This window comes from Cohnella sp. GCM10012308, assembly GCF_042649185.1.
Taxonomy (GTDB): Bacteria; Bacillota; Bacilli; order Paenibacillales; family Paenibacillaceae; genus Cohnella.
Genome location: NZ_JBHRYU010000002.1, coordinates 388,776 through 414,307, shown reverse-complemented (window position 1 = coordinate 414,307; position 25,532 = coordinate 388,776). Strand labels below are relative to the sequence as shown.

At 58.7% G+C, this 25,532-nt stretch carries 20 protein-coding genes; 15 read left to right on the top strand and 5 right to left on the bottom strand.

Annotated elements, in window-relative coordinates; translation table 11 throughout:
- Position 1: 1 nt before the first annotated feature.
- From ACFOTD_RS05005 to ACFOTD_RS04990, 4 genes are all read left to right on the top strand, one after another.
- On the top strand, positions 2-4,285 hold the full coding sequence (locus ACFOTD_RS05005; protein ID WP_378116333.1) for a family 43 glycosylhydrolase: 4,284 nt from the start codon (positions 2-4) through the stop codon (positions 4,283-4,285).
- 433 nt (positions 4,286-4,718) lie between these two features.
- A complete protein-coding gene (locus ACFOTD_RS05000) occupies positions 4,719-5,411 on the top strand; it encodes a YhcN/YlaJ family sporulation lipoprotein (protein WP_378116331.1) in 693 nt (230 codons plus the stop codon).
- A gap of 205 nt (positions 5,412-5,616) precedes the next feature.
- The gene (locus ACFOTD_RS04995; RefSeq protein WP_378116330.1) at positions 5,617-5,841 is read left to right on the top strand and encodes a helix-turn-helix domain-containing protein; all 225 of its coding nucleotides are present in this window, start codon (positions 5,617-5,619) and stop codon (positions 5,839-5,841) included.
- Between the two features lie 87 nt (positions 5,842-5,928).
- Complete coding sequence (locus tag ACFOTD_RS04990) at positions 5,929-6,117, top strand: LuxR C-terminal-related transcriptional regulator (protein WP_378116328.1); 189 nt, start codon at positions 5,929-5,931, stop codon at positions 6,115-6,117.
- A gap of 250 nt (positions 6,118-6,367) precedes the next feature.
- Here ACFOTD_RS04990 and ACFOTD_RS04985 read toward each other — a convergent pair whose 3' ends face one another.
- Positions 6,368-6,628, bottom strand: coding sequence for a hypothetical protein (locus ACFOTD_RS04985; protein WP_378116326.1), 261 nt, complete (start codon positions 6,626-6,628; stop codon positions 6,368-6,370).
- 675 nt (positions 6,629-7,303) lie between these two features.
- On the opposite strand from ACFOTD_RS04985, the gene ACFOTD_RS04980 reads away from it, so the two are divergent.
- The 3 genes from ACFOTD_RS04980 to ACFOTD_RS04970 all read left to right on the top strand — a co-directional run bounded on the left by ACFOTD_RS04980 (position 7,304) and on the right by ACFOTD_RS04970 (position 11,646).
- Entirely contained in the window at positions 7,304-8,377 is a 1,074-nt protein-coding gene (locus ACFOTD_RS04980; RefSeq protein WP_378116324.1) for a glycosyltransferase family 4 protein, read from the top strand.
- Between the two features lie 224 nt (positions 8,378-8,601).
- Entirely contained in the window at positions 8,602-10,404 is a 1,803-nt protein-coding gene (locus ACFOTD_RS04975) for an ABC transporter ATP-binding protein (RefSeq protein ID WP_378116322.1), read from the top strand.
- A 654-nt stretch (positions 10,405-11,058) separates the two neighbouring features.
- On the top strand, positions 11,059-11,646 hold the full coding sequence (locus ACFOTD_RS04970) for a hypothetical protein (protein WP_378116320.1): 588 nt from the start codon (positions 11,059-11,061) through the stop codon (positions 11,644-11,646).
- A 50-nt stretch (positions 11,647-11,696) separates the two neighbouring features.
- Here the strand turns inward: ACFOTD_RS04970 and ACFOTD_RS04965 are convergent, their stop codons facing one another.
- Positions 11,697-13,046 carry a sensor histidine kinase gene (locus tag ACFOTD_RS04965; protein WP_378116318.1) on the bottom strand — a complete coding sequence of 450 codons (1,350 nt, stop codon included), beginning with the start codon at positions 13,044-13,046 and terminating at the stop codon, positions 11,697-11,699.
- 150 nt (positions 13,047-13,196) lie between these two features.
- On the opposite strand from ACFOTD_RS04965, the gene ACFOTD_RS04960 reads away from it, so the two are divergent.
- A complete protein-coding gene (locus ACFOTD_RS04960) occupies positions 13,197-14,543 on the top strand; it encodes a DRTGG domain-containing protein (RefSeq protein ID WP_378116316.1) in 1,347 nt (448 codons plus the stop codon).
- On the opposite strand, the gene ACFOTD_RS04955 is transcribed toward ACFOTD_RS04960, so the two are convergent.
- The 3 genes from ACFOTD_RS04955 to ACFOTD_RS04945 form a co-directional block, all read right to left on the bottom strand.
- Complete coding sequence (locus ACFOTD_RS04955) at positions 14,515-14,829, bottom strand: YtpI family protein (RefSeq protein WP_378116314.1); 315 nt, start codon at positions 14,827-14,829, stop codon at positions 14,515-14,517. The genes ACFOTD_RS04960 and ACFOTD_RS04955 overlap by 29 nt on opposite strands.
- A gap of 83 nt (positions 14,830-14,912) precedes the next feature.
- Positions 14,913-15,422, bottom strand: coding sequence for a sporulation membrane protein YtrI (locus ACFOTD_RS04950; protein WP_378116312.1), 510 nt, complete (start codon positions 15,420-15,422; stop codon positions 14,913-14,915).
- Entirely contained in the window at positions 15,419-15,745 is a 327-nt protein-coding gene (locus ACFOTD_RS04945) for a YtrH family sporulation protein (protein ID WP_378116310.1), read from the bottom strand. The genes ACFOTD_RS04950 and ACFOTD_RS04945 overlap by 4 nt, the downstream gene beginning before the upstream one ends.
- Positions 15,746-15,845: 100 nt before the next feature.
- On the opposite strand from ACFOTD_RS04945, the gene ACFOTD_RS04940 reads away from it, so the two are divergent.
- The 7 genes from ACFOTD_RS04940 to ACFOTD_RS04910 all read left to right on the top strand — a co-directional run bounded on the left by ACFOTD_RS04940 (position 15,846) and on the right by ACFOTD_RS04910 (position 25,505).
- On the top strand, positions 15,846-19,544 hold the full coding sequence (locus ACFOTD_RS04940; protein ID WP_378116308.1) for a DNA polymerase III subunit alpha: 3,699 nt from the start codon (positions 15,846-15,848) through the stop codon (positions 19,542-19,544).
- A 730-nt stretch (positions 19,545-20,274) separates the two neighbouring features.
- Positions 20,275-20,463 carry a glutamate decarboxylase gene (locus ACFOTD_RS04935; RefSeq protein ID WP_282907571.1) on the top strand — a complete coding sequence of 63 codons (189 nt, stop codon included), beginning with the start codon at positions 20,275-20,277 and terminating at the stop codon, positions 20,461-20,463.
- Positions 20,464-20,635: 172 nt separating this feature from the next.
- Complete coding sequence (accD, locus tag ACFOTD_RS04930) at positions 20,636-21,523, top strand: acetyl-CoA carboxylase, carboxyltransferase subunit beta (protein WP_378116306.1); 888 nt, start codon at positions 20,636-20,638, stop codon at positions 21,521-21,523.
- Positions 21,513-22,478 carry an acetyl-CoA carboxylase carboxyltransferase subunit alpha gene (locus tag ACFOTD_RS04925; RefSeq protein WP_378116304.1) on the top strand — a complete coding sequence of 322 codons (966 nt, stop codon included), beginning with the start codon at positions 21,513-21,515 and terminating at the stop codon, positions 22,476-22,478. Before accD ends, ACFOTD_RS04925 begins: the two co-directional genes overlap by 11 nt.
- Before the next feature lie 158 nt (positions 22,479-22,636).
- Complete coding sequence (pyk, locus tag ACFOTD_RS04920; RefSeq protein WP_378116302.1) at positions 22,637-24,391, top strand: pyruvate kinase; 1,755 nt, start codon at positions 22,637-22,639, stop codon at positions 24,389-24,391.
- Positions 24,392-24,472: 81 nt separating this feature from the next.
- Positions 24,473-24,937, top strand: coding sequence for an acyl-CoA thioesterase (locus tag ACFOTD_RS04915; RefSeq protein WP_378116300.1), 465 nt, complete (start codon positions 24,473-24,475; stop codon positions 24,935-24,937).
- A gap of 160 nt (positions 24,938-25,097) precedes the next feature.
- On the top strand, positions 25,098-25,505 hold the full coding sequence (locus ACFOTD_RS04910; RefSeq protein ID WP_378116298.1) for an FxsA family protein: 408 nt from the start codon (positions 25,098-25,100) through the stop codon (positions 25,503-25,505).
- The last annotated feature ends 27 nt before the right edge of the window (positions 25,506-25,532 follow it).

Below are 25,532 nucleotides of genomic sequence, written 5' to 3'. Positions count from 1 at the left end.
CATGAAACGCTATCTGACGCATCTGCTAAAAATGGTGATTGCGCTAGCTATTGCGGCACCCGGATTTTTTATTGGTCCATCTGAACGCGCCAATGCGACGATCGCGGATATCGATAAGATCGTTCCGACGCCGCAGCAGGTCAGCTATACGGACGAGTTTCTGACGTTGCATGACGGCACCTCCTATAAAGCGGCGATCGTGATCGGCAGGGAAGCTTCGGCGGCGGAACAGGAAGGCGCAAACTTGCTGCAAAGCGTCATTGCCCGCAAAAACGGACAGCAAATCCCGATTCTCTACGACGATCAGTCCAATTCGGCCTATTCGGTGGTCATCGCCATCGGAACGAAAAGTACGAATGCCGTTAACGGCAGCCACGCGATTGACGTTCCCGATCAAAAGGAGGGCTACGCCATCGAGCGGGAGCTGGCCGGCAACCGGCATATCGTGCTGGTCACCGGTTACGAGGCGATCGGCGCCTATTACGGTTCGACGAGCCTCGCCCAGGTGGTAGATTCGAGCGGCGCCTTAACCCGGCTGCGGGTCATATCGGTCCGGGACTATCCGGATTTGGATATGCGGATCTTCAAGGATATCAATACAAAGTTCCATCCGAACAATGAAGGCGAATTTTCTTATTCGGACGCCAGCGACTGGATGCATATGCTTCCTTTGCTCAAGGTCAACGTCTTCAGCTTGTGCTACAGCCATCTGTTGGAGAACGGCTGGAGAAATCCGAACGCCGACTACGTGAATGCGGTCAAGGAATTCAGCAATTATGAAAGGGATAAAGGCATCATCCAGTTCATGCAGGAGGTGAATCCCGGCTATTCGGGCGGGATGCCGACCGATGCAGAGTTCGGCAAGCTGCTTGACCTGTTTAAATTGTCATTGGACGAAGGCGCTTCCAAGATCATGCTGGCTTTTGACGATCAGGGCTCACCGGATCCGGCAAAGCATCGCGATTTGGCCAATAAGATCCAAAAGAGCCTGTCAGGCCAAGAGGGATTCTACTTGTTGACGACACCTGAGAAGTATAATCTGACCGAGTCCGATATCGGCACTTACTTGAATACGTTCACGAACGGACTGATCCCGGAGATCGGGGCGGCTTGGACCGGTTATAATGTTTTCTCGACGGAATTAACGCCGGCTCACGTATCCACTTGGAGAAATTATACGAGCAATCCTTTTAAAATTCCGTTCTATTGGCACAATGACTATGAACTGGCGGATACCAGATTAAATTTTGCCGATCCGGACGTTCCGAAGTGGGAGATCGACAATTATTACTTTACGGATCAAAGAGTGCCGTTCAAGACGAAAACGATGGTTCCTCCGGCGCAATCGCTGACATTGCCGGGCAGCTACGTATGGAACGATATGCCGCGGAACACGTCCGAGGGCGTCCTCGAAAATATTTTCAGGCCGACGACGCCGCACAAAATCTACGCGATCTCGATGGCGAACTGGATGTGGAATCCAGATGCCTACAAGAACGACGCGACAGAATTTGCGCGCGCCAAAAAATACTGGGACACGATCGTGTCCAATCCGGGATTTAAGAAAACCGCTACCGCGTCGTCGCAGTTCAGCGCGGTCTACGCGGCCAATAAAGCCGTGGACGGCATTAACAGCAACGACACTGTAGAGAATGCATGGGCTACCGCCAGCGGCGGCGCTCTGAATTCCTGGTGGAAGCTGGACCTGGGCAAAAAGCAGAAGATGGAGGGCGTGCGCGTCAAGTATCGCGAATTCGAGAAGAAAGCATACATGGTTCCGAACGCGGTAACGGTGCAAATAAGCAACGATAACGTCAACTGGACGACGGTCGTGAATCAGTCTACGAATGTCCCGCCGGAAAATTCGGCGTACGCTTCCGAAGTGTATCTCTATCCGTTCCAGGCGGAAGCCAGATACGTGCAGCTGAAATTTCCGACTGGCGGGCAAAACTCGCTGATCGAGCTGTCGGAGGTAGAGATCGCTCAGGAAAAAGCGGCGCCGGCAGCCGTTAATCTGGCGATCGGAAAGACGGCTTCCGCCACCTCGGTATTTGACGCAACCTATGCTGCCGGCAAGGCGAATGACGGTCTGAACAGTCACGGAACCGCCAGTCCGAACAATGCGTGGTCCACCGCCTCGGGTACGAATCTGAACAGTTGGTGGAAGATCGATCTGGGACAGCAGGAAAAGTTCAAAACCATCGAGGTGAAATTCCGGGAATTTACCGCGAATACGGCCTATATGGCGCCAAAGACGATTACGATCCAGACCAGCGACGACAATACGAATTGGACGACGCTGCTGGCCAGATCCGCTAACGTTCCTGTGAACGGGCAGTCCTACGGGTCCGTTACGTATTCCTATTCCGTAAACGGGCTAGGCAGGTATGTCCGCTTGCTGTTCGAGGACGGCGGCCAGAGTACGCTGGTGCAATTGTCGGAGGTCGGCATCTATAACCGCAAGCTGCCTCAGCATGAGCGGCAGACGCAGAATGCCGCATTCAAGAGAAAAGCGACGGCTTCGTCGGAATATTCGGCGATGTACCCGGCCGCGAAGGCGAACGACGGCACGCACTCCCGCAGAACGGCGGAGAACGCATGGGCCTCCACCGCAACGGGGGCGGCAAACGCATTTTGGGAGGTAGATCTGGGAAGACAGACTTCCATACAGGATGTGGCTTTGTACTTCCGGGAACATCCGTATGGCTCTGCATATACCGTGCCGTCCAACATCGTTTTCGAGGTGAGCAACGATAAGACGACCTGGACGAGCGTTCTAAGCGCGACGAACGTACCGGTCGAGGGTCAGAGCTACGATTCATCGAAGTATACTTATACCTTGAACGCCTCGGGAAGGTATTTGCGCTTGAAGTTTCCGGGAGGCGGCCAGAGCAGCCTTGTGGAACTATCGGAAGTAGAGGTGCGTTCGCCGCAGCTTGCCCGATCCGATTTTCATAACGTGATCGCTCAGGATGGCGCCGATGCGTGGATGTACAAACATACCGACGGCTACTATTATTACACCCAGACGACGGGCAACAATGTGACGATCTGGAGATCCAAGGCGCTGTCGGATATCGAAGCCGGCGAGAAAAAGGTCATCTGGACCCCGCCGGCCAACAATCCGAACGCGGCGAACTGCCGGTCGATCTGGGCGCCGGAAATTCATTTTTTGAACAATGCCTGGTATGTCTATTATTCGGCGACGACCTGCGCCGATGACAAGGATCTTAACCATCGTATGTTCGTGCTGGAGAATACGAACGCCGATCCGTTCCAAGGGACGTTTACCGATAAAGGTAAAATAACCGACGCGACGGATTTGTGGGCGATCGACGGCACCGTGCTGAATCTGGCGGGGCAGCTCTATTGGTTCTGGTCGGGATGGGATTCTCCGTATCAGAATCGCCAGAACATCTATGTGGCTTCGATGAGCAATCCTTACACGTTGTCCAGCGCCAAAATATTACTATCGTCGCCCACTTACGGTTGGGAGAAGACTCAGTTTCCTTATGTAAACGAAGCGCCGCAGCCGATCGTCAAAGGGAATAAGGTGAATCTCGTATATTCGGCGGACGGCAGCTGGAGCAACAATTACAACTTGGGGCTGCTGACGGCCAGCACTTCGTCCAATCTGTTGTCCGCGGCATCCTGGACGAAGAGCAGCGTGTCGATCTTTAACAGCGGGAGCGGCGTCATGGGCCCGGGGCACAATAGCTTCACCAAGTCGCCCGACGGCACCGAGGATTGGCTGGTTTATCACGCCGCACGGTGGTCCGGCTCGGGCTGGACGAGAAACGTAAGGGCGCAGCCTTTTACCTGGAACGCGGACAACACGCCTAACCTCGGCGTTCCGTTCTCGCCGAACTTTCCGATCCGGACGCCTTCGGGAGAGCCCGAGAGAATGAGATACGAAGCCGAAGAGGCGGCGCTCGGGAACGGGGCGAAAAGCGTTCAGGACGATACGGCCTCGGGCCGCAAAAAGGTTGCGAATAACGTTAATGCGAACAGCTACGTGGAGTTCGACGTCACCGTCGCCTCGGCCGGTTCCTATATTCTATTGGCAAGAACGGCCAACGGAACGAGCGGCCAACCGATCGCGACCTACAATATGACCGTCAACGGGGGAACGAGTCAGGCGGTCAACATTGTATATTCCGATTGGGGGAACTGGGGGACGACCGCAATCGAGAAAACCTTGACGGCGGGACACAATAAAATCCGGTTTACCAAGGGTGCGAATTCTGCGGAAATCGACTATATGGATGTCATGCTCAAGCCATGAAACGAAAAAGCAGTCCGTCCTCACCTGAGGGCGGGCTGCTTTTTATTGCGCCTTAAAGGGGAAACATTTTTTTAAGCTCACCCCTGCGGAATTATCCTTGGAAGCCTACCGCTTCGTCTTCGAGTTTACCGAACAAATTCTGCGCGCCTGCGGCGTCACCGTTTCCCTGACCGTGCTGTGAACCGCTTTGTCGCTGTTCGTCATTCGTTCACGGGGGGAAGCTTAGCCGACGCTTGAGCCGCCTTCAGCTGGAACGCTGTCATCGGTTATCCGCGGCATTCGCCGTTCCGCCGAGACCGACGATTCGCGCAAGTTGCCTTAACGGGTGGAAAAAAGCGCATAGCGCCTACTCCCGTTGGCCATTCTAACAATTGGCGCAACACCGTCTGATCCAGCATTTCAACCATATCGAATACAAAGGGGAGTCGGGCTTATGTGGCAAAAAGCAACCGCGGCCGCGCTCGTATTGACGGCGTCGTTGACGATGGCGGGATGCGGGAGCAAGCAAGGCGAGGTCGGCAACTCAAATATCAGATCACAGAGCATAGGCGATCGGTTCGCCGACGACGGACGCAACGAGATGAACCGCATGCATGGCACGCAGCGTATGAACAACAATGTGGTCGGCCTTCATGGCAACAGCCATCTGGAGATGGACCAGAAGATCGCGGATAAACTCGCCGCGCGGTCCGACGTGCAATCGGCCTACGTCGTCCGCTCCGATCGCAATGCTTACGTCGCGATCATGTCCGAGGGACACGGAGACCACGAGCTCACGAGCAAGCTGAAGGGCGAGATCGCCGACGAAGTCAAAACGATCTCTCCGGCCACGGACCATGTGTACGTGTCGTCCAATCCAGAATGGGGCGATCGAATGCGCGGCTACGCAGAGCAAGTGCGACAAGGGCATCCGATCCAGGGACTCCTCACGGAGTTCAACGCGGTCGTGAACCGGATCTTCCCGACGGCCGAAGATGGCAACCGGGCGGCCGACAACGGCGCAGCCGCCGGCAATGTAGAAGGCTACGGCGTCCACGGCAACAGCGCAATCGGCGGCGTCAACGGCGGCCCTGCATTCGGCATGAACGCCCGTCACCCGCATATGAACAACGTTTCCCGGCCGTAGTGTAGCATCTAACCGATAAAAGGACATTAAACAGCCTGTCGCGATTGTTGCGACAGGCTGTTTGCATGGACTTAAATCAATCTCAAGTTTTTGCGCCCAATTTACGCACTGACCGCACCAGCCAATGGCGCTCCTCATATGATAGATCGACTGTACCCTTCACCCTGCAAGCATCTGAATCCCGGGCAAGGAGGGGTGACATACGTTGAGAAGCAACGACCACAAGAACAAATTCCTTCTTACCAATCGGGAACGCGAAGTGTTCGAGCTATTGGTACAGGACAAGACGACCCGTGACATTGCCCAACAGCTGTTCATTAGCGAGAAGACGGTTCGAAACCACATTTCGAACGTCATGCAAAAGCTGAACGTCAAGGGTCGTTCACAAGCGGTCGTTGAGCTGATTAAGCTCGGGGAATTGAAAATCTGATCCGGAGCGATCCGGACGCGGACCGGCCTTCTTTTCACCGCTTTCAGGCGGAGGAAAGAAGGTTTTTGGTTTGCCGAGGGCATCGTAATGTATCGCGCTGCGATCAATCGGGAACGCAAAGCGTTCGTACTATTGGTACAGGACAAGACGACCCGCAACATTGCCCGACAGCTGTTCATTGGCGAGAAGACGTTTCGAAACCACATTTCGAATGTAATATGTTTTGAAACACATCCTGCATTTCTCTTGTGTTTAATTGTAACCATGCGTTTTTAAGATTCCTATACCCATTTCGTGCATAGAGCAATTCATACATAGCAAATTTCGCTTGTTCCTCCTACTCCATACATTCGCTTAGCTTTGCCATTGATAAAATCAATGTAAATGCCAATCTGAGCAAGCGCATCGGTATCAAATACCGTTGCTGCACAGCCAGTATCGAATAGGACATTCTGTAAAATAATAGATTGGTTGTTGTGAGTTAGGATCAAAGATACAATCGGCAATCCATGCTGGAGATGTATCTTCATAAGTGGTGACGCACGCCTGAAAAGAACTCTTCAACTACCTCTACATCGTTGCGGCTGGTATGGAATACATAAAGTTCGCGAGTTGGATGCAGCTTGTGAAAATGCTTGTATCCGCTCCATGCTTCTTGCGGATTGTCGTAATCCTGTATAACCGCCATATCCTCCAATTGTCGCAGGCGGTCATTAGAACTGGCTTTTATCGCTTCCACTAAAACAAAACGACTCGGATGCAGGTGGGCAATCTCTCCCCATTTCATCGGCTTCACCTCGTTTTATTCAACATTACACTAATTATATCTCAAGATCATGCTAGAAAGACAGGTCGTAGTTAGCATTAAAACGGTAAAATCAAGGATCGTTTACAAGCGGTAGTTAAGCTGATTAAGCTCGGGAAACTGAAAATCTGATCCGGAGCGATTCAGACGCGGACCGGCCTTCTTTTCACCGCTTTCAGGCGGAGGAAAGAAAGGCCGTCTCTCTTGGTCAAATAATCAACTGCAATAACGATGCGCTCATCGAATCCCATGACGCGCAATTCGTTTAATGTTACGTCAGTGTCTTCGACAACATCATGAAGCACTGCGACGATTCTTTCCTCCTCGCATTGGGCCTTTGCATGACCCTCAACGGATGAAGAATATTCCGCCTTTATCGAATTGTCCTCGATGTTTGTCATCAGCCAGTATAATGGCGTCGTTCAATGTTGCATTCACATGTCACCTTTGATCCGTATTTTACTGATAAGTAAAAGCGAATGGGGGCCTCGCAATAAAGCTTTCTGCGGGCACTACTTTATCTAATATGGCATTTTATAACCTGAGCAAATGTTTTACCTTATCGAAGTTTCCCCGCACCGGTCCATACAATTCTTTCGCGCCCTGAATACGCTAAGACAGAATGGACATTCGCGATCGACGGGGAGGCCGGTGCGCTTGAGGCTTCTATTCGCCTATTATTTGCCGAGCGGCGGCATGGAGACGTTAAATCGCTTGCGGGCCGATTATCTTCGCCGCCATGGCGTCGATTGCCACCTTCTGTATTTTTGGAGAGGCGAGGGGCTGGGCAACAACACGACGGGCATTCCTACAATTATTACGAACGATGACTCCGAGATCAAGCATCTGCTGGTATACGGTGGTTACGACGCGGTATTCGTTTCCACCGACGCGCTGACGTTGGGACGCTTCCGCAGCCTGGGGTTCGCAAAGCCGCTCATTTACGAAACGCAGGGCCTCGGCTCCAAGGAGCAAGCGCGCGAGACGCTGCTAGGAGCCGCGCCGTTTCTTCGCAGCTTCGCGAGCGCCGTCCTGTATCCGCGAACCTCGCATCTGCACGAGCTGTTCCAGGGCATGTTCAGCGACCTTACGCAATTTTCTTTCGACAATTTGCTCGACACGGAGCGGTTCGGCTACCATCAGGTCCCGATTCATCCGAATCCGATCATCGGCTGGATCGGACGGATCGAGCCCAATAAAAACTGGCGAGCGTATTTGCAAATCGGTGCCGAGTTGATCAGGCGGGGACATGACGTGCATCTGTGGATGTTCGAAGATCCGACGCTGAACCAGCCTGAAGAAGAAGCGGCGTTCGCGGATCAGCTGAGCGCGCTCGGACTCGCTGATCGCGTCGTTCGTCATTACAACGTCCCGAACCTCGTCATGTCCGATTATTTGTCTATCATAGGCGATTCGGGCGGCTTTCTCGCCTCGACCTCCATCGCGGAGGGATTCGGCTACGCGGTTGGCGAGGCGATGCTCTGCCGCTGTCCCGTCGTTGCGGCGGATTCTGACGGCGTAAGAGCGTTCATCGAACATAGCCTGACCGGCATGCTGTATCCGCAGCACGGCATCGGCATCGCGGCCGACCTGGGCGAAGCCCTGCTCCGCGACGCGCCGTTCAGAGAGCAGATGAGAACGATCGGCAGGCATTACGTGACGCAGCGGTTCGCGCCTTCATTATACGTCAACAATTTGCTTCTCATGCTGCGGGCGCTCGGAATCGGCTGAGCGCTCTTCTTGTCGATTTTCGAGGGAAATCGCTTCAATTCCGCTTAATCGGATGCAATCATGTACTTATAAGGGCTTCAAGACGTATGAGGACTCCAATTGTACGCTTAGGGCTTGTTTTTATCGGTTTGTCCAGGTTTACATATCGATCCGAATGCTTGAAAATGAGGAAGTTAATAATTCTGTGAACACGCGTTAACAGCTTGTTCAAAGGAGTGTTCGCGATGAATACCGCCGCCGTCCCGAAGTCGGAGCCGACCTCGTACGGACTGGAGCATCTGTTCGAAAACGAAGCGTTGACGGATCGCCGTCCTTCGAGAATACTGTATCTACTATATAAAGACCACTGGGTCAAGCTGCTATGGTCGGCATTCTACTTCCTGATCAAGCACTCTCCGGTCTACGTGCTCCCGATCATCACCGCTAACCTGATCAACATGGCGACCAAACCGGATAAGTACAGCACGAGCTCGCTTTGGTGGAATATCGGCATTCTGTTCGTCGTTATCGTACAAAACGTACCTACTCAGGTGCTTCATATCAGCTATATGAGCAAAGCGATCCGCTATGTCGAAGCCAGTCTGCGGAGCACGCTCGTCCGCAAGCTGCAGCGGCTGTCGATGTCCGCGCACGGCGAGCTGGCCGCGGGCAGGCTGCAGTCGAAGGTGCTTCGCGACGTCGAAGCGATCGAGTTTTTGTCGCGGCAAATGATGCTGTCGGTGCTGCCCGCGATCGTCAGCGTCGTCGTGGCGGTCGTCATCACGGCAGGGAAGAGCTGGACGGTCATGCTGTTTTTCGTGCTGACGATTCCGGCGGGCGTTGCGATGGTGACTTTTTTCCGCAAAAAAATCCAGCGCACGAACAGCGACTTCCGCAAGCAGATCGAGTCGATGTCGGGACAGGTGTCGGAAATGGTCGGCATGATGCCCGTCACGCGTGCGCACGGACTGCAGCAGACGGAGATCAACAAGATCGACAACACGCTCAGCAAGCTGCGTTCCAAAGGGTACAAGCTCGATATCGTGGAAGCTTACTTCGGTTCGGCCGCCTGGGTGACGTTCCAGACGTTTCAGGTGCTCTGTCTGGCGTTTACCGTGCTGCTCGCGTTCCGCGGAGAGATCCAGGTGGGCGACATCGTGCTGTACCAATCGTACTTCGCCATGATTCTCGGCGCGATCACGCAGCTGATCAACATCTATCCGAACATCGCCAAAGGCTTCGAGTCGATCTATTCCGTCACTGAGATTTTGCTCTCGCAGGACACGGAGGAGTATCGCGGACACCGCAAGCTGGAAGAAGTTAAGGGCGATTTCGATTTTAGAAACGTGAACTTCGGCTATCCGAACTCGGATCGGCACGTGCTGAACGGCTTCGATCTGCAGGTGAAGGCCGGCGAATGCATCGCGCTCGTCGGCGCTTCGGGCGCCGGCAAGTCGACCGTGCTTAACCTGGCGATCGGCTTCAGCAAGCCTACTTTCGGCGAAGTCGCGATCGACGGCGTGCCGATGGACGAGCTCGATATGACGTCCTACAGGTCCCGCATCGCGGTCGTCCATCAGAGCACGGTGCTGTTCTCCGGGTCGATCCGCGAAAACATCACGTACGGACTCCCATCGGTCAGCGAGGAACGGCTTGAGGAGGTCATCCGGATGACCTATCTTCAGGACGTTATCGCGCAGCTGCCGGAGGGTCTCGACACGGCGGTCGGCGAGCATGGCGGCAAGCTGTCGGGCGGCCAGCGCCAGCGGATCGCTATCGCGCGCGCGCTCGTACGCGATCCGAAAATCATCCTTTTGGACGAAGCGACCTCGGCGCTCGACAACGAATCCGAGTACTACGTCCAGCAGGCGATGCAAAAGCTGATTCAAAACCGTACGACGTTTATCGTGGCGCACCGGTTGTCCACGATCCGGGACGCCGACCGCATCGTCGTCATGAAGCGCGGACAAGTCGCCGAGATCGGCACCTATGACGAGCTGATGGCGAAAGGCGGCGAGTTCTTCCAGCTGAAGCAGCTGCAGGCATGAGGCGAAGCGGATGCTGGCCCGATCTGCAGCGGCCGCAGGACGAAGCTTGGCAAAGGCGTAGGGAGAGGCTGTCCTGAAATAGCCTTGTCCCGGCTGTAGCGAGGTCATGAGGACTAATGAAGGGGCTCTGCGGAGAGCCTCTTTTTTTGTTGGCGGTTAGCTCGGGCAAGAGGCGCTGCCCAGCGCTTTTTTGCTTCGGATGGTGGGCCGTCCTTGCCATTCCGCAGGCGCTTTGCAAACTCGTAATTGGGTTACTACTTAGGAACACCTAGGAGCACCATGCGCATAACTGGCCGAGGTTGTTCCTACTTAGGGACATCCATGCCTCCATACCGCAAAACCGGCCGGAATTGTTCCTGCTTAGGAACACCGAGGCGCCTCATACGCAACGCCAGCTGGACTTGTTCCTGCTTAGGAACATCCAAGCCTTCTTACGCAAAACCGGCCGAAGTTGTTTCTGCTTAGGAACTCCCAAGCCTCCATAAGCCAGGCCTACCCGATTTGTTTTTACCTGGGAACTTCCAAGCCTCCATAAGCAACGCCAGCCGTAGTTATTCCTAAGTAGGAACTAGATTGGAAGGTATTTGGCGATCGGCGTCGAAAGAGGGGAATAGTACGTTTTTGGAGCGTCGAATGTCGGGGAGGTTGTCGAAAATGAGCCGGGAGCGTTTTTCCGCGAACCCGCGGCTGTTGCTGGCCTTGCTGCGCAATCCGTCGGCTGCGCTCGCGCTGCGCGGCGCAGAGGATCTGCCGCTTGGCTTGATCGGAGCTATGGTGTCCGTCGCGGGATTTTTTGTCTGGGTGCTGGCGGTTCAGAACCGGATCGAGCATGCGATGTCGTTTTTCTCGGTCCTCTTCGTGAGCCGCCTCTTCAGCTCGGGGCTGGCATTCAAGCTGCTGCTGCTCGGATTGCTGTCCTTGCTTGCCGTAACGGCATCCCTGTCCGCCGTAGGGAATCGGCTGGGCCGGCGCAAGCGTTCCTGGATCGAGATCGTCACGTATCAAGGAAGCTCGCAGCTGATGTTCGGGGCGGGCTATCTCGTCTCCGCGCTGGCGGCGTTCCTGTCGGTCAAGTTGTCGCTCGCGCTGACGGGCGGGCTGTTGCTGCTTAGCCTGCTGACCTTGGTCATTCATGCGCTGGAGCTGCACGAGGTGGACCGCAAGGACAACTTCGCCGCGGTGCTCATGTCCGTCGCCAGCTATGTCGTCTTATTCTCCATATGCTGGCTGCTGCTGTTCTAAGACGCATGAGCCATGCGTGCGCGACCGCATATCTGCAAGGATCGAGCCGCTCAGGATAACTGAGCGGTTTTTTGCGGCAGACGGACCTGGAACACGGTACCGCGCTGCTCGTCCGAACGCACCGTTAGCGTCCCTGCGTAATGAGCGACGCGCTCCTGTACGATCGGGAGCCCGAGCCCCCGATTGCCTCCCGGCTTGGTCGAAAAACCTGGCTCGAACAAACGCGCGCGGGCCGCTTCGCTGATCGGCGGGCCGGGATTGGACACGGTCAGCTCCAGATACCCGTCGTAAAGCCCGAAGCTCGCATCGACGCGGCGCTGGCCGGCCGGCATTTTGACGACCTCGTCGAAGGCATTGTCGATCAGATTGCCTGCGATCTTCACGATGTCGATGATCTTGACCGGCGATTGCGGATCCCACCGGCCGGCGAATTCGCTGGAAAAGTCGATCCCGAGGCCGAGTGCGACGGCCGTCTTTGCTTTGAGCAGCGCGGCGACGGCGGGGATATCGTGATGGACGATGTCGCCGACCTCGTGCGTCTCCTTTACGATGTCCGACATAAAAGCTTTTAGCTCGTCGATCTTGCCGAGTTTAAGCATCGTATACATGACCTGGATATGGTTGAGATAGTCGTGGCGCTGCCCTCTGATCGACGTGAACATGCCGCTGATCTGTTCGATATAGTGCTCCTGGGTGGACAGTACCGTGTCCTTGCGCGTGCGATCGATCAGACGAACCACATAATAAATCGTAGGCAAGGTGAGGAGCACAGTGGCATAAAACAGATAATCGAAAACGGCGTATTGCTCGTAGGCGCCCGGCGCGATGCGTGAAAATAACGAGGTGGCGCCGGCAAGCAGCTGCAGGAGCAGGCAGACGAGCACGCGAATCAGCCCGTTGCGTCGAATGTAGCCGCCTGCTGCGCGGAGTCCCGCGAACCACCTGACCGCGCGCGGTCCGATGGCGGCCGCGATCGCCCATTGGACGAGAAGCGCGGGATACAGGCATACGATTAACTCCCAAAAGTTGTCCGCAATGGAAAGCGCGTCTGAATTGCCGTATACGACTCCATGCAGGTAGAACACGGACAAGTCGCAAAGCGCGCTGAAAACATAAGAGAGCAAGAGGAGCAGCAGCTTTTTTTTGACGCCGATATCCTTGAACAGCCCGAAAAGCAGCAAGGTCGTAGCGATCGCGGAATTCAGCAGGTGGACAGGCGTCGGGAGAACGGGGAACAGGAGATCCGTGTAGACGGAATTGATCGCCGCGACAGTGAAAATACGCCTCCAACGGCCCGCGGGCCTTAGTCCGAGCACCGCGAACGAGAGCCACATAAGCGTAAAAGCTTGCGGAATGGAGACGAGCAGGTCTTGCCGGGCAAACGATACGAGATCTTGCATGGATGACGTTCTCCTTTTTAAGCGCGGCTCGACTAGGCTGCATTCGCTATGCTACATTGAGGACGAGGGCAGTGCATGTTTATACTTTAAATCGTTTTCCCGATTTTGCCCACTGCGTTCGATACGAATCGATAAAGAGAGGCGTCGAAAATGGCGGGCAACGATAATGCCGGAGAAGAATTAACCAAGCACGAGCAGCTGCTCGAATACATAAGAGACCTGCCGATCGGCACGCGCATTTCCGTGCGGCAGATGGCAAAGGACAGGGAAGTATCGGAGGGTACGGCTTACAGGGCGCTTAAGGAAGCGGGACTGGCAGGGTATGTCAGCACGAAGGAGCGGATCGGGACGGTCCGGGTCGGCCGGAAGCGGCGCAGCCATCCCGAGCAGCTTACTTTCGCCGAGGTGCTGGAGATCGTGCAGGGCAGCTTGCTCGGCGGCGGCGAGGGTCTCGACAAGACGCTGCACAAGCTGGTCATCGGCGCGATGGAGCTGGACGAGATGACGGGTTATATCGACGCGGGAAGCCTGCTCATCGTAGGCAACCGCGAAGGCGCGCACCGCATCGCGCTGGAGCACGGGTCCGGCGTGCTCGTCACGGGGGGCTTCGGGACGAGCGAAGACGTGAAGGAGCTGGCGGACGACCGCCAGCTCCCGATTCTGACCTGCAAGCATGATACGTTCACGGTCGCGTCGATGATCAACCGGGCGATGTACGACCGGCTCATCAAGCGCAAGATTATGATGATTGCGGATTTGGTCGAGCCGACGGCGAAGGTCGGCTCGCTCAAGCAATCCGCGACGGTGGCCGACTTCCTCAAGACGAGCGCGGAGACGGGCTACTCGCGTTTCCCGGTCGTTGACGAGTGGAACCGCGTCGTCGGCATGGTGACGTCCAAGGACGTCGTCGGCCGGGCCGCGGATCAATCGGTGGACAAGCTCATGACGCGCAGGCCGATGACGGTCACGATGAATACGCCGATCGCGTCGGCGGCGCACCGGATGGTGTCCGAGGGCATCGAGCTGCTGCCCGTCGTCGACCGCCAGCGCAAGCTCGCGGGGGCCGTAAGCCGGGCGGAGCTGCTGCGGGCGATGCAGTTCGCCAACCGGCCCGAGCAGCTGGGCGAGACGTTCGACGCGCTCGTCTGGGCGGGCTTCGCCGAAGTGCGCGACACCGAAGGCCGCCAGGCGTTCACGGGCCTCGTGACGCCCCAGATGTCGGGGGCGCTCGGCACGCTGTCCGAGGGCGTGCTGACCATGCTCATGCAGCAAGCCGTCGCCAGGACGGCGGCGGAGCTCGGCCGGCACGAGCATATCGTCGAGAATATGACGGTGTATTATCTGAGGACGATTTCGATCGACGCGCAGCTCTTGATCCGGCCGCATCTGATCGAGGCGAGCCGGCGCTATCTCAAGCTGGAGGTCACCGCCGCGCTCGCGGACGGGGAGATCATGGCCAAGGCGATGATCACTGCGCAGACGATCGACGCTTCATGAAGAAAGCGTGATTGCGCATGCCGGCGAACAGGTTAAAGATACCGAGCACGAGGAAGACGGCACCGACGATGACGCGGAGCGTCGAGCCGCTGTAAATGAACATCTGCAGCAGCGCCAGCGCGATCAGCATGATGCCGAGGCAGATGTTCATGCGGGCGGCCATCAGGCCGCGCTGCGTCGGATCGGCGCTGCGCCGCGAGCGGAAGCTGAAGCTGACGGACAGAACCAGCGAGACGAGGATGGCGATGCCGAAGATCCAGGACATAAGCGCTTCGAGATTGGACAAAGGGGCAGCTCCTTCAAATAGGCGAATTGTCCCTCATTGTACCATATTCCCTATGTCCTATGCCCAATGAATGGCGCCGGCGCTCAACGTCTGAGCAGCGGCGCGGCTTCCGCCCATATCGTCAGCCGTCCGTCCGCCGCCAGCGCCGTGCGAATATGCACGGCGTAATCTTTTTTTTCGATGTCCGGGTATACGGCGCCGTCAAGCAGGCTGCGGGCAAGCGCGGCGTCGGAGCCGATATCGTAGATTTTCCTCCCCATGAAGCTGCGCTTCAGGCTTGTCATGAGCCTCTCCTTGAGCGCGCTTTCCGTGACGGCGTCGAGCGGCTCCCTGCCGGGCGCCTCGTTTACGTACAGGACTATGTTCGAGATGATCGTTTCGCCGGCTTCCGGCTTTTCCTTTTGCCGCGCCTGCTGCTCGGCCAGCTCCGCCTGCTCCTTGAGCTCGTAATTGTTCAAGACGATCCTGTTCGTCTGATCGAGCACGATCGCGCTGTAGACCGCCGCCCCCACGATCATTCCGCACAGAAAAAAGGCCGCGGCTTGCATCCCTCGCCCGTATTTCGCAAAAACGGGTACTCTCAAACGACTCACCCCGCATTCCTGCACATCCATTGCACCAGTTCCGTCGCCAGATGGGCGCCGAGGAAGGCGCAGACGATATAGCCGATCTGTTGGACGGCCGGCGACAGGTACCCTTCCATTACGTTGGCTTCGATGACGCGGATCGGATCGATCGAGCCCCCGACGGCGACGACGACCGCCCAGATCTTGATTCGGCTCGCGATCTCGAGCACCGTCTCGGCCGGCGGACGCCAGAGGAACAGCGCCGCCATGCCTGCCAGCATCGCTCCGCCGAGCACCACGCCGAAGGCGATACAGAAATCGAGCACCGCATGCGCGTATACGCGGTTCATGTCCATCCCCTCCTATACTTATATGTATGGGACGTGCCCGCGCCGATATGATACAATTCGATTAATGGGAACAAAAACGGGAACACGGGGAGGCATGGCGATGTGCGGATTCGTCCATCTTCATAACCATAGCGAATACAGTCTGCTGGACGGGGCTTCGCGCATCAAGGACATGACGGCGCGGGCGGCGGCGCTCGGCATGAAGGCGCTGGCGCTGACCGATCACGGCGTCATGTACGGAGCGATTCCTTTTTACAAGGCTTGCCGCGAGCGGGGGATCAAGCCGATCATCGGCATGGAGGCGTACGTCGCAGCCGGATCGCGGCTGGAGAAGGCCTCGCGCCGCGACCAGCCGATCTACCATCTGACGCTGCTCGCCAAAAACGCGGCCGGCTACCGCAATCTCATGAAGCTAAGCTCGATCGGCCACCTCGAAGGCTTTCACTACCGTCCGCGCATCGACTTCGAAGCGCTGTCGCGGCACGCCGAGGGGCTTGTCTGCCTGAGCGGCTGCATGAGCAGCGAGCTGTCCCAGCATCTGCTTCAGGGACGGGAAGCCGAGGCGCGGGAGACGGCGCTGCGCTACCGGCAGCTGTTCGGCGAGGACTATTTCCTCGAGATTCAGGACCACGGCCTGACCGACCAGAAGCGCATTACGGCAGGCGTGCTCAAGCTGGCGGACGAGCTGGGCATCCCGCTCGCCGCAACCAACGACTCTCACTATTTGAACGAGGAAGATCACGTCCTGCAGGACGTGCTCATCTGCATCGGCACCGGCAAGACGGTGGACGACCAGGACCGGTTCCGGATCGGGACGTCGCAGCTTTACATGAAGACCGGGGATGAGATGTCCGCCCTGTTCCGCCACAGGCCCGAGGCGGTGACCAACACGTCGGTGATCGCGGAGCGCTGCGAGCTGGAGATCGATCTCGGGACGCATATCCTGCCGAAGTTCTCGCCGATTCCCGAAGGGATGACGGCGGAGACCTACCTGGCGGAGCTGTGTCTTGCAGGTCTGCGAATGCGGTATGACGGCGCGGGAGCTCCCGTCGACGAGGCCGAAGCGCGCTTGCGCTACGAGCTCGACGTCATCGCCCGGATGGGCTTCAGCGATTACTTTCTGATCGTCTGGGACTTTATTCGCTTCGCGCGCGAGCAGGGCATCGCCGTTGGCCCCGGGCGCGGCTCTTCGGCCGGCAGCATCGTCGCTTACAGCTTGCGCATCACGGACGTCGATCCGCTCAAGCACAAGCTGCTGTTCGAGCGCTTCCTGAACCCGGAGCGCGTGAGCATGCCCGATATCGATATCGACTTCAGCGACGAGCGGCGGGACGAGGTCATCCGCTACGTCGCGGCCAAGTACGGCAGCGGCCACGTCGCGCAGATCATTACGTTCGGCACGCTTGCAGCGCGCGCGGCGGTGCGCGACGTAGGCCGCGTCCTCAACCTGCCTTACGGCGACGTGGATCGGGCCGCCAAGCTCATTCCAGGCATGCCCGGCATGTCCATCGACCGCGCCGCCAGGGACAACCCCGACTTCCGTGCCTTGACGGAGAAGGAAGGACCGATCGCGGACCTGATCGCGATGGCGCGGCGCGCGGAGGGCATGCCCCGCCACGCGTCGACGCACGCTGCAGGCGTCGTGATCTCCTCCGAGCCGCTCACAGATTACGTCCCCCTGCAAGAGGGGGCGGAGGGCGTGCCGCTGACGCAGTATTCGATGGAGCATCTAGAGGCGGTCGGCCTGCTCAAGATGGATTTTCTCGGCCTGCGTAATTTGTCGATCATCGAGCGCGCGATGCAGAGCGTACTCGATTCGACGGGCAAGGCGCTGCGGTGGGAGGATATTCCGTACGACGACCCGGCGACGTACGAGCTGCTCGGACGCGGCGATACGACGGGCGTCTTCCAGATGGAGTCCGCCGGCGTGCGGCGGGTGCTGCGCGACATGAAGCCCAAGTCGTTCGAGGACATCGTGTCCGTCGTGGCGCTGTACCGGCCCGGACCTATGGACTTCATCCCGCAGTTTATCAAGACGATGCACGGCGAGATCGCTGCCGAATATCCGCATCCGGATCTCGAGCCGATCCTGCGGGACACTTACGGCATCATCGTCTACCAGGAGCAGATCATGCAGATCGCGTCCCGGATGGCCGGGTTCTCGCTTGGCGAGGCGGATCTGCTGCGACGGGCGGTCGGCAAAAAGAAACGGGAGATTCTCGACGAGCAGCGCGCGCACTTCGTGACGGGAAGCCTGGGGCAGGGATATACGGACGAAGAAGCGAACCGGGTCTACGACATGATCCTGCGGTTTGCGGACTACGGCTTCCCGCGCGCTCACGCCGCCGCTTACGGCGTACTCGCCTTCCAGACGGCGTACCTTAAGGCGCACTATCCGGTTCCGTTCATGGCTTCCATGCTCACCTCGATCATTGGCAACCAGCGCAAAACGGCGGAATACGTCGACGAATGCAGGCGCATGGGCATTCCCGTGCTGCCGCCGGACGTGAACGAGAGCCGGGTGCTTTTCACTCCCGTACGCACGGCTGCAGCGGCCGAGCTAGACGCTGCCCGGCATGCAATCGCCTCGTCCGACGATCCCGCGCGCGCGTTCAATGCCATCCGCTTCGGGCTCGCCGCCGTCAAGAACGTCGGCACCCAGGCGATCGAGAGCATCATGAAGGAGCGGACCGACAGGCCGTTCGAGAGCCTGTCCGATCTGTGCAGGCGCGTCGATCCGCGCGCCTGCAACAAACGCGTGCTCGAGTCGCTCCTGCTGTGCGGCGCGCTCGACGCGCTGCCCGGCCATCGGGCGCAGTTGCTTGCGGCGCTCGACGAGTCCGTCGAGGCCGCGGCGATCTGGCGCAAGGAAAAGGAAGAGCTGCAGCTCGAACTGTTCGACCTCGGCGACGCGCCGAACTGGGAGGTGGACCTGCCGGAGGTCGCTCCGTATACGCAGAGCCAGACGTTGGAGCTCGAGCGGGAACTGCTCGGACTGTACTTGTCCGGCCATCCGCTCGACGCATTCGACGGGCTGTGGGAGGAAGCGGGCTTGGACCGGCTCGCAGATCTGGTCGAGGCCGAGGACGGCTCGCAGGTCGTGACGGCGGGCATGGTCGTCTCGCTCAAGCCGATCGTGGCCAAGAGCGGTCAGGCGATGGCTTTCCTGGAGCTGGAGGACCGGATCATGGGCGCGGAGCTCGTCGTGTTCCCGTCCGTCTGGAAGTCCGCGTCCGCCTTCGCGGGAAAAGGCGCCCTCCTGCTGGTGAGGGCCAAGCTCCAGCAGGGCGACGAGGACTTCAAGCTGCTGGCGGACGAGATCGTGCCGCTGGCGGCGGACACGCTGAAGCGCGAAGCGGCCCGCATGCGCAGAGGCGGCTCCGGCGGATATCGCGGCGGCAGGCCGGGTCCGGCCGCCGACGCCGGTCGCCGCCCGGACCGCGCCGAGGCCAAGCCGGCCGCAACGGAGGGCGCGCGCCGGTCGACGTCCGTCGTCAAGCCGGCGCCGCCCCCGGACAAGGCGCGAACCGGCGGCGCGGGCCGGTCGGGTAGCGGCGAAGCGGGAGCTGCCGCTCAGCGCTTCTACGTCCGGATCGACGGCGGACACGAGGCGCCGTCCGTGCTCAAGGATCTGCAGGCATTGCTTGCCAAGCACAAAGGGCCGCTGCAGACCGTGCTGTTCTACGAACGAGAGCGCAAGTCGCTGGCTCTGAACGATTCTTACCGCGTCCTGCCGTCGGCCGCGCTGACGGCCGCCGTCGAGCGCCTGCTCGGCGCGGGCGCGGCGAAGGTCAAATAAAAAGCTCGATGCCGATGTTCCGCGGCTTTCCTTACTGGGGAGTGAACCGGGGAGCGCGTTGCACTGTAAAAACGTGTAATTCTAGCAGAAACCGTCAACCGAGAGCGGAGTTGCACGGAAGAACCGCATGAATCTTGCACAAACCGCCACCCGAGAGCGGAGTTACACGGAAAAACCGCGTAACTCTCGCACAAACCGCGATCCGGGGGCGGAGTTACACGGTAAAACCGCGTAACTCCCGCAGAAACCGCCGCCCGAGTCGGAGTTGCACGGAAAACCCGCATAACTCACGCAGAAACCGCCGCGCCCGGGGGCTCGCGATCCCACGGCGCCGGGCCCGGGGCCACGCACTGTCCCGCGGCGCCGCGCCCGGGGCCACGCACTGTCCCGCGGCACCGCGCCCGGGGCCTCGCGGTCCCATGTTGCCGAGCCCGGCGTCTCACGTACCCAACGCGCAGCGCCACTCTTGCGGCACCATCGGCTCCCGCAACGTCCGCGCGCGAAATAAATTCGGCGCCGCGAAGGCGCGATTCCGCGGTCGCCCGGATATGCGCCAAAGCCGCGCCGCAAGCGGAGATGGCCGCGGTTTTCATTCGCCGATCCGCATCGCGTTGCGCAGCGCCGCACCCCGCCGGCCCCGCAGGCAAGGCGGCTCACGGTTGCTAGTCCCGATCTTTGTATGCTATCATTTCCTTATTGTAGAATCGATCACCTATGGAGGTACCGCGTCATGTGGACGGTCATTTATATCGCGCCGACCGCCAAGATTGCGGAGCGGATTCAGAGTCGTCTGGAGGGCGAGGGGTTTCTCGTCCGGGTCCGGTCGATTAACCTGGTCAAGCCGCAGTACGAGATATTGGTGCCTTCCGGTGAAGTGCAAGAAGTTCAAGAAGTGCTCGGCAGTATTTTGCATATGTGACTCATGCGGCAGATTGCCGTCCTTCGCGGGTCGGTTCGTCCTATGCATGTCGCGCCTGATAGCTGCGGATTTCGTCCGCGCGGGCCGCGTTTTCTCCGTACGGGGCATACCCGTGCGGAGCACCGCCCGCCGCCGGCGGGACCGCCATTTTTGCGCCTTGTGAGGTGTCGCTGTGTTTAAGGATTTATTCCAGAAGAAGAAATATGCTACCGTTCCTTCCGTCTCCCAGGCCCCTGCGGCCGGCGAACGGCCCAAGCGCGAGATTCCCGAAGGCCTGATGAATCGCTGCCCCAAGTGCGGCAACATTCAGTTCAGCAAGGAATGGGAGAAGAACCTTAAGGTGTGCTCCACCTGCGGTCATCATTCGCGCCTCAACGCCCTGGAGCGCATCGCGATGACGCTCGACGACGGGCGTTTTTTTGAGATCGATGCGGACCTGACCTCGGAGGATCCGCTTGAATTCCCTGGTTACAAGGCCAAGCTGGAGCAGCAGAAGGCGAGCTCCGGTCTCAAGGACGCGGTCATCACCGGCGAAGGCGAGCTCGGAGGCATCAAGATCGTCGTCGGCGTCATGAGCTTCGACTTTTTCAGCGGCAGCATGGGTTCCGTGGTCGGGGAAAAAGTGACGCGCGCCATCGAGCTTGCCGCCGCGAAGAAGCTGCCGCTGCTGCTCTTCTCGACGTCGGGCGGCGCCCGTATGCAGGAGAGCATCCTGAGCCTGATGCAGATGGCCAAGACGAGCGCCGCGCTCGCGAAGTTCCAGGAAGAAGGCGGATTGTACATCTCCGTATTCACCGATCCTACGCTCGGCGGCGTATCCGCCAGCTTTGCTAGCCTCGGCGATTATATTTTGGCCGAACCGGGCGCGATCGTCGGCTTCGCGGGACGCATCGTCATCGAGCAGACGATCCGGCAGAAGCTGCCCGACAACTTCCAGACGGCCGAGTTCAATCTCAAGCACGGCCAGCTGGACAAGGTCGTGCATCGCAAGGACATGAAGGCGTTCTTGACGAATCTGCTCGAGATGCATGTCGCAGGAGGTGCTTCAGATGGACAATAAGCTCCCCTTCGAAGGTCCGTTGTCCGAGCAGCGCCGCAAGATCGACCACCTCAAAAAAGTCGGCGTCGAGCAGAACATCGACTTCAGCGAGGAGATCGCCCGGCTCGAAGAAGCTTACAAGAAGCTCGAAGACGAGATATACAGCAATTTGTCCGGCGCCCAGATCATGCATCTGGCCCGCGTTCATTCCAGGCCGACGACGCTCGATTATATCAACGAGATTTTCGAGGATTTCATCGAGCTGCACGGCGATCGGCTGTACGGGGACGATCTGGCGATCGTCGGCGGCATCGCCAGGCTTAACGGCGTGCCGGTTACGGTCGTCGGCCACCAGCGGGGCAAAGACACGAAGGACAACATTCAGCGGTTTTTCGGCAGCCCGCATCCGGAGGGCTTCCGCAAGGCGCTTCGCTTCATGCAGCAGGCGAACAAGTTCGGGCGGCCGATCATCACCTTCATCGATACGAAGGGCGCTTATCCCGGCGATTCCGCCGAGGCGAGAGGGCAGTCCGATGCGATCGCCCGCAACCTCAAGGAAATGGCGCTGCTCAGGGTTCCCGTCATCTGCGTCGTGATCGGCGAGGGCGGGAGCGGCGGCGCGCTGGCGCTCGGCGTCGGCAATCGCGTCCTGATGCTGGAGAACTCCATTTACTCCGTCATCTCGCCGAACGGCGCTGCCTCGATCCTCTGGAAGGACGCCTCCAAAGCCGACCAAGCGGCGGAAGCGATGAAGATCACAGCCAAGGATCTGCTCGAGTTCGGCATCATCGAGGAGATCGTTCCCGAGCCCAAAGGCGGCGCGCATCTGGATCCCGTGCAGACGGCATCGGCCGTCAAGACGGCGATCTGGCGTCACCTGGAGGAGCTGTCCGGCTTGTCGCCGGAGGCGCTCGTCGAGGACCGATATCGCAAGTTCCGCAGCGTGGGCAAGTTCGCCGCGCCAGAGCTCGTATGAGTATGACCGTGCGCCCTTCCGATCTCCGGACGGGCGTTCGGCATGAGTTTTAACATCGGCATTACCGTTCCGGCGTCTGAATCTGCGCCTTGGCGGGTACAATCGGTGGTATACGGTATGATCCGTCTGCCTGACATCCAATGGAGGTAACATTAATCATGCGCAAAACGAAAATCGTCTGTACGATCGGTCCATCCAGCGAATCGCTCGAAAACACGAAAAAACTGATCAACGCAGGCATGAACGTGGCTCGTTTGAACTTTTCTCACGGCGACTACGAGGAGCACGGCAACCGGATTAAAAATATCCGCCAGGCCTGCGAGGAGCTCGGCAAGACCGTCGCGATCCTGCTCGACACCAAGGGCCCCGAGATTCGCCTCGGCAAGCTAAAGGAAGAGCCGATCGAGCTGGTGGCCGGCGAGCACATTACGCTGACGACCGAAGAGATTCTCGGCGACCGCGACCGCATTCCGGTTACCTACAAGGAGCTGCCGGGCGACGTGCACGTCGGCTCGACGATCCTCATCGACGACGGCCTGATCGGCCTGACGGTCACCAAGATCGAAGGCACCGAGATCGAGTGCCAGATCGTCAACAGCGGCCCGATCAAGAGCAAGAAGGGCGTCAACGTGCCGGGCGTCGCGATCTCCATGCCGGGCATCACCGAGAAGGATGCCAACGACATCCGCTTCGGCATCGAGCAAGGCGTCGACTTCATCGCCGCTTCGTTCGTCCGCCGCGCGAGCGACGTGCTCGAGATCCGCGAACTGCTCGAAAAGCATGACGCGCGTTTCATCCAGATCATCTCCAAGATCGAGAACCAGCAGGGCGTGGACAACCTCGACGAGATCCTCGAAGTATCCGACGGCCTGATGGTCGCGCGCGGCGACCTCGGCGTCGAGATTCCGGCAGAAGAAGTGCCGCTCGTGCAAAAGCAAATGATCGAGAAGTGCAACCGCGTCGGCAAGCCGGTCATCACGGCGACCCAGATGCTCGACTCGATGCAGCGCAATCCGCGTCCGACGCGCGCCGAAGCGTCCGACGTCGCCAATGCCATCTTCGACGGCACCGACGCCATCATGCTCTCCGGCGAGACGGCCGCGGGCAAGTACCCGGTCGAGTCCGTTCAGACGATGTCCCGCATCGCCGAGCGTGCCGAGTCCGCGCTTCGCTATCGCGAGATCTTCACCAAGCAGGCCGAAGCCCAGCAGACGACCGTCACCGAAGCGATCAGCCAAGCGGTCGCCAACTCGTCGCTCGACTTGAACGCCAAGGCGATCGTCACGTCCACGGAGAGCGGCTATACGGCACGGATGGTGTCCAAGTACCGTCCGAAGTCCCCGATCATCGCGGTAACGCCGGTCGAGCAAGTTCGCCGCCGTCTGCAGCTCGTCTGGGGCGTCATCACGGTGGACGGCAAGTCCGCCTCTACGATCGACGAGATGGTCGACATCGCCGTACAGGGCGCGATCCACTCCGGCATCGTGCGCCTGGGCGACACCGTCATCATCACGGCGGGCGTACCTGTCGGCCGCTCCGGCACGACGAACCTGATCAAGATCCACAACATCGGCGAGCTCATCGCCAAGGGCCAAGGTATCGGATCGCAGAGCGCGACCGGCCGCGTAGTCGTAGCGACTTCGCCGGACGAAGCCATCAGCAAGATGACCGAGGGCGCGATCCTCGTCACCCCGGCGACGGACAGAGAGTACATGCCGGCGATTCAGCAAGCGGCAGCCGTCATCACCGAGACGGGCGGCATCACGTCGCATACGGCGGTCGTCGGTCTTAACCTCGGCATTCCGGTCATCATCGGTGTCGAGAACGCGACGCAGCTGCTGCACGACGGCATGGAGATCACGCTGTACGCGGAGCACGGCGTCATCTACACCGGACAAGCCAAGGTACTTTAATACAACGACTAACGGGACGACAGACGGAGCAAGCTCCGCTTGCGTCCCGTTTCTTTTGAGCGAACGAGGGAGGATTAAGCAATGGCAAGTGCATGGCTCCTGCACCCGCTTAGAGTGAGGTATCAGGAATGCGACCAGATGGGCGTCGTTTATCACGCCAATTACGTGAACTGGTTCGAGATCGGGCGAACCGAATGGGTGAGGCGGATCGGCTGCGACTACCGGGAGATCGAGACGAGAGGGCTGCTGCTGCCGCTCGTCAAGCTCGACGTCAACTTCGTGCAGCCGGCCCGATACGACGATTGGATCACGGTTTGCACGCGGGTCGCCGACAAGACGGCGCTGCGGATCGAGTTTGAATCGCGAATTATGAAAGGCGACCTGACGGCGAGCGTCGGGCGCGTGGCCAAGGACGATCCGGCGGGGGAGCTGCTTGTATCGGGCGGCACCAAGCATGTCTGGGTGAACAAGGAATGGAAGCCGGTGCGGCTCGACCGGGAATTGCCTGAGATCTGGGCCGCATTCAAGGCGTTGGCGGAAGCGTAGCTGGCTTTCGTTTTCGACAGAATCTCACCATTCGTACACATGCGGATAGCTGCGTCTGCGGCACTTTTTAACGTTAGCCCCTTCGCTCAGATCCTCAGCTTCCGCTGCAACGCAGATTTGTACGCTGCCGTATAAGAGAAGACGGAGAGGAGAGTTTGCCATGTTAAAACGTTTGTTGTGGATCGTTTTCGTCGTCGTCTTGCTCGAGGCGTGCGGTATTTATATGATGCAGCGGTGGATCGGCGGTTGGCTGACCTTTCTGCTGCTGCTCGCCGGCGCCGTCGTCGGCGCGCTGCTAATGCAATCCGAGGGCCGCAAAGTATGGGGCGAAGCGCGCCTCCAGCTATCTTCCGGCCAAATGCCGGGACATGCGATCCTCGACGGCATCTGCGTGCTCGCGGGCGGATTGCTGCTGATTGTACCGGGATTTCTGTCCGACCTCGTCGGGCTCGCGATGCTGCTTCCGTGGACGCGCTCGTTATTCAGGATGGGGCTATACGGATGGCTGGCAGCCAAAGTGCAGTCCGGGACGTTTCGGATCTCGGGCGGAGGCTTCCGAAGATTCTGACGAAAAGGATCATAACCGGTCGATTTT

Bases quoted from the DNA above. Each gene is read 5' to 3' on its own strand.
- ACFOTD_RS05000 (WP_378116331.1), top strand. From the start codon at position 4,719: ATGTGGCAAAAAGCAACCGCGGCCGCGCTCGTATTGACGGCGTCGTTG.
- ACFOTD_RS04935 (WP_282907571.1), top strand. From the start codon at position 20,275: ATGTGGACGGTCATTTATATCGCGCCGACCGCCAAGATTGCGGAGCGG.
- ACFOTD_RS04990 (WP_378116328.1), top strand. From the start codon at position 5,929: ATGTATCGCGCTGCGATCAATCGGGAACGCAAAGCGTTCGTACTATTG.
- ACFOTD_RS04960 (WP_378116316.1), top strand. From the start codon at position 13,197: ATGGCGGGCAACGATAATGCCGGAGAAGAATTAACCAAGCACGAGCAG.
- ACFOTD_RS04985 (WP_378116326.1), bottom strand. From the start codon at position 6,628: ATGAAATGGGGAGAGATTGCCCACCTGCATCCGAGTCGTTTTGTTTTA.
- ACFOTD_RS05005 (WP_378116333.1), top strand. From the start codon at position 2: ATGAAACGCTATCTGACGCATCTGCTAAAAATGGTGATTGCGCTAGCT.
- ACFOTD_RS04945 (WP_378116310.1), bottom strand. From the start codon at position 15,745: ATGAACCGCGTATACGCGCATGCGGTGCTCGATTTCTGTATCGCCTTC.
- pyk (WP_378116302.1), top strand. From the start codon at position 22,637: ATGCGCAAAACGAAAATCGTCTGTACGATCGGTCCATCCAGCGAATCG.
- ACFOTD_RS04965 (WP_378116318.1), bottom strand. From the start codon at position 13,046: ATGCAAGATCTCGTATCGTTTGCCCGGCAAGACCTGCTCGTCTCCATT.
- ACFOTD_RS04915 (WP_378116300.1), top strand. From the start codon at position 24,473: ATGGCAAGTGCATGGCTCCTGCACCCGCTTAGAGTGAGGTATCAGGAA.
- ACFOTD_RS04925 (WP_378116304.1), top strand. From the start codon at position 21,513: ATGGACAATAAGCTCCCCTTCGAAGGTCCGTTGTCCGAGCAGCGCCGC.
- ACFOTD_RS04910 (WP_378116298.1), top strand. From the start codon at position 25,098: ATGTTAAAACGTTTGTTGTGGATCGTTTTCGTCGTCGTCTTGCTCGAG.
- ACFOTD_RS04975 (WP_378116322.1), top strand. From the start codon at position 8,602: ATGAATACCGCCGCCGTCCCGAAGTCGGAGCCGACCTCGTACGGACTG.
- ACFOTD_RS04940 (WP_378116308.1), top strand. From the start codon at position 15,846: ATGTGCGGATTCGTCCATCTTCATAACCATAGCGAATACAGTCTGCTG.
- ACFOTD_RS04970 (WP_378116320.1), top strand. From the start codon at position 11,059: ATGAGCCGGGAGCGTTTTTCCGCGAACCCGCGGCTGTTGCTGGCCTTG.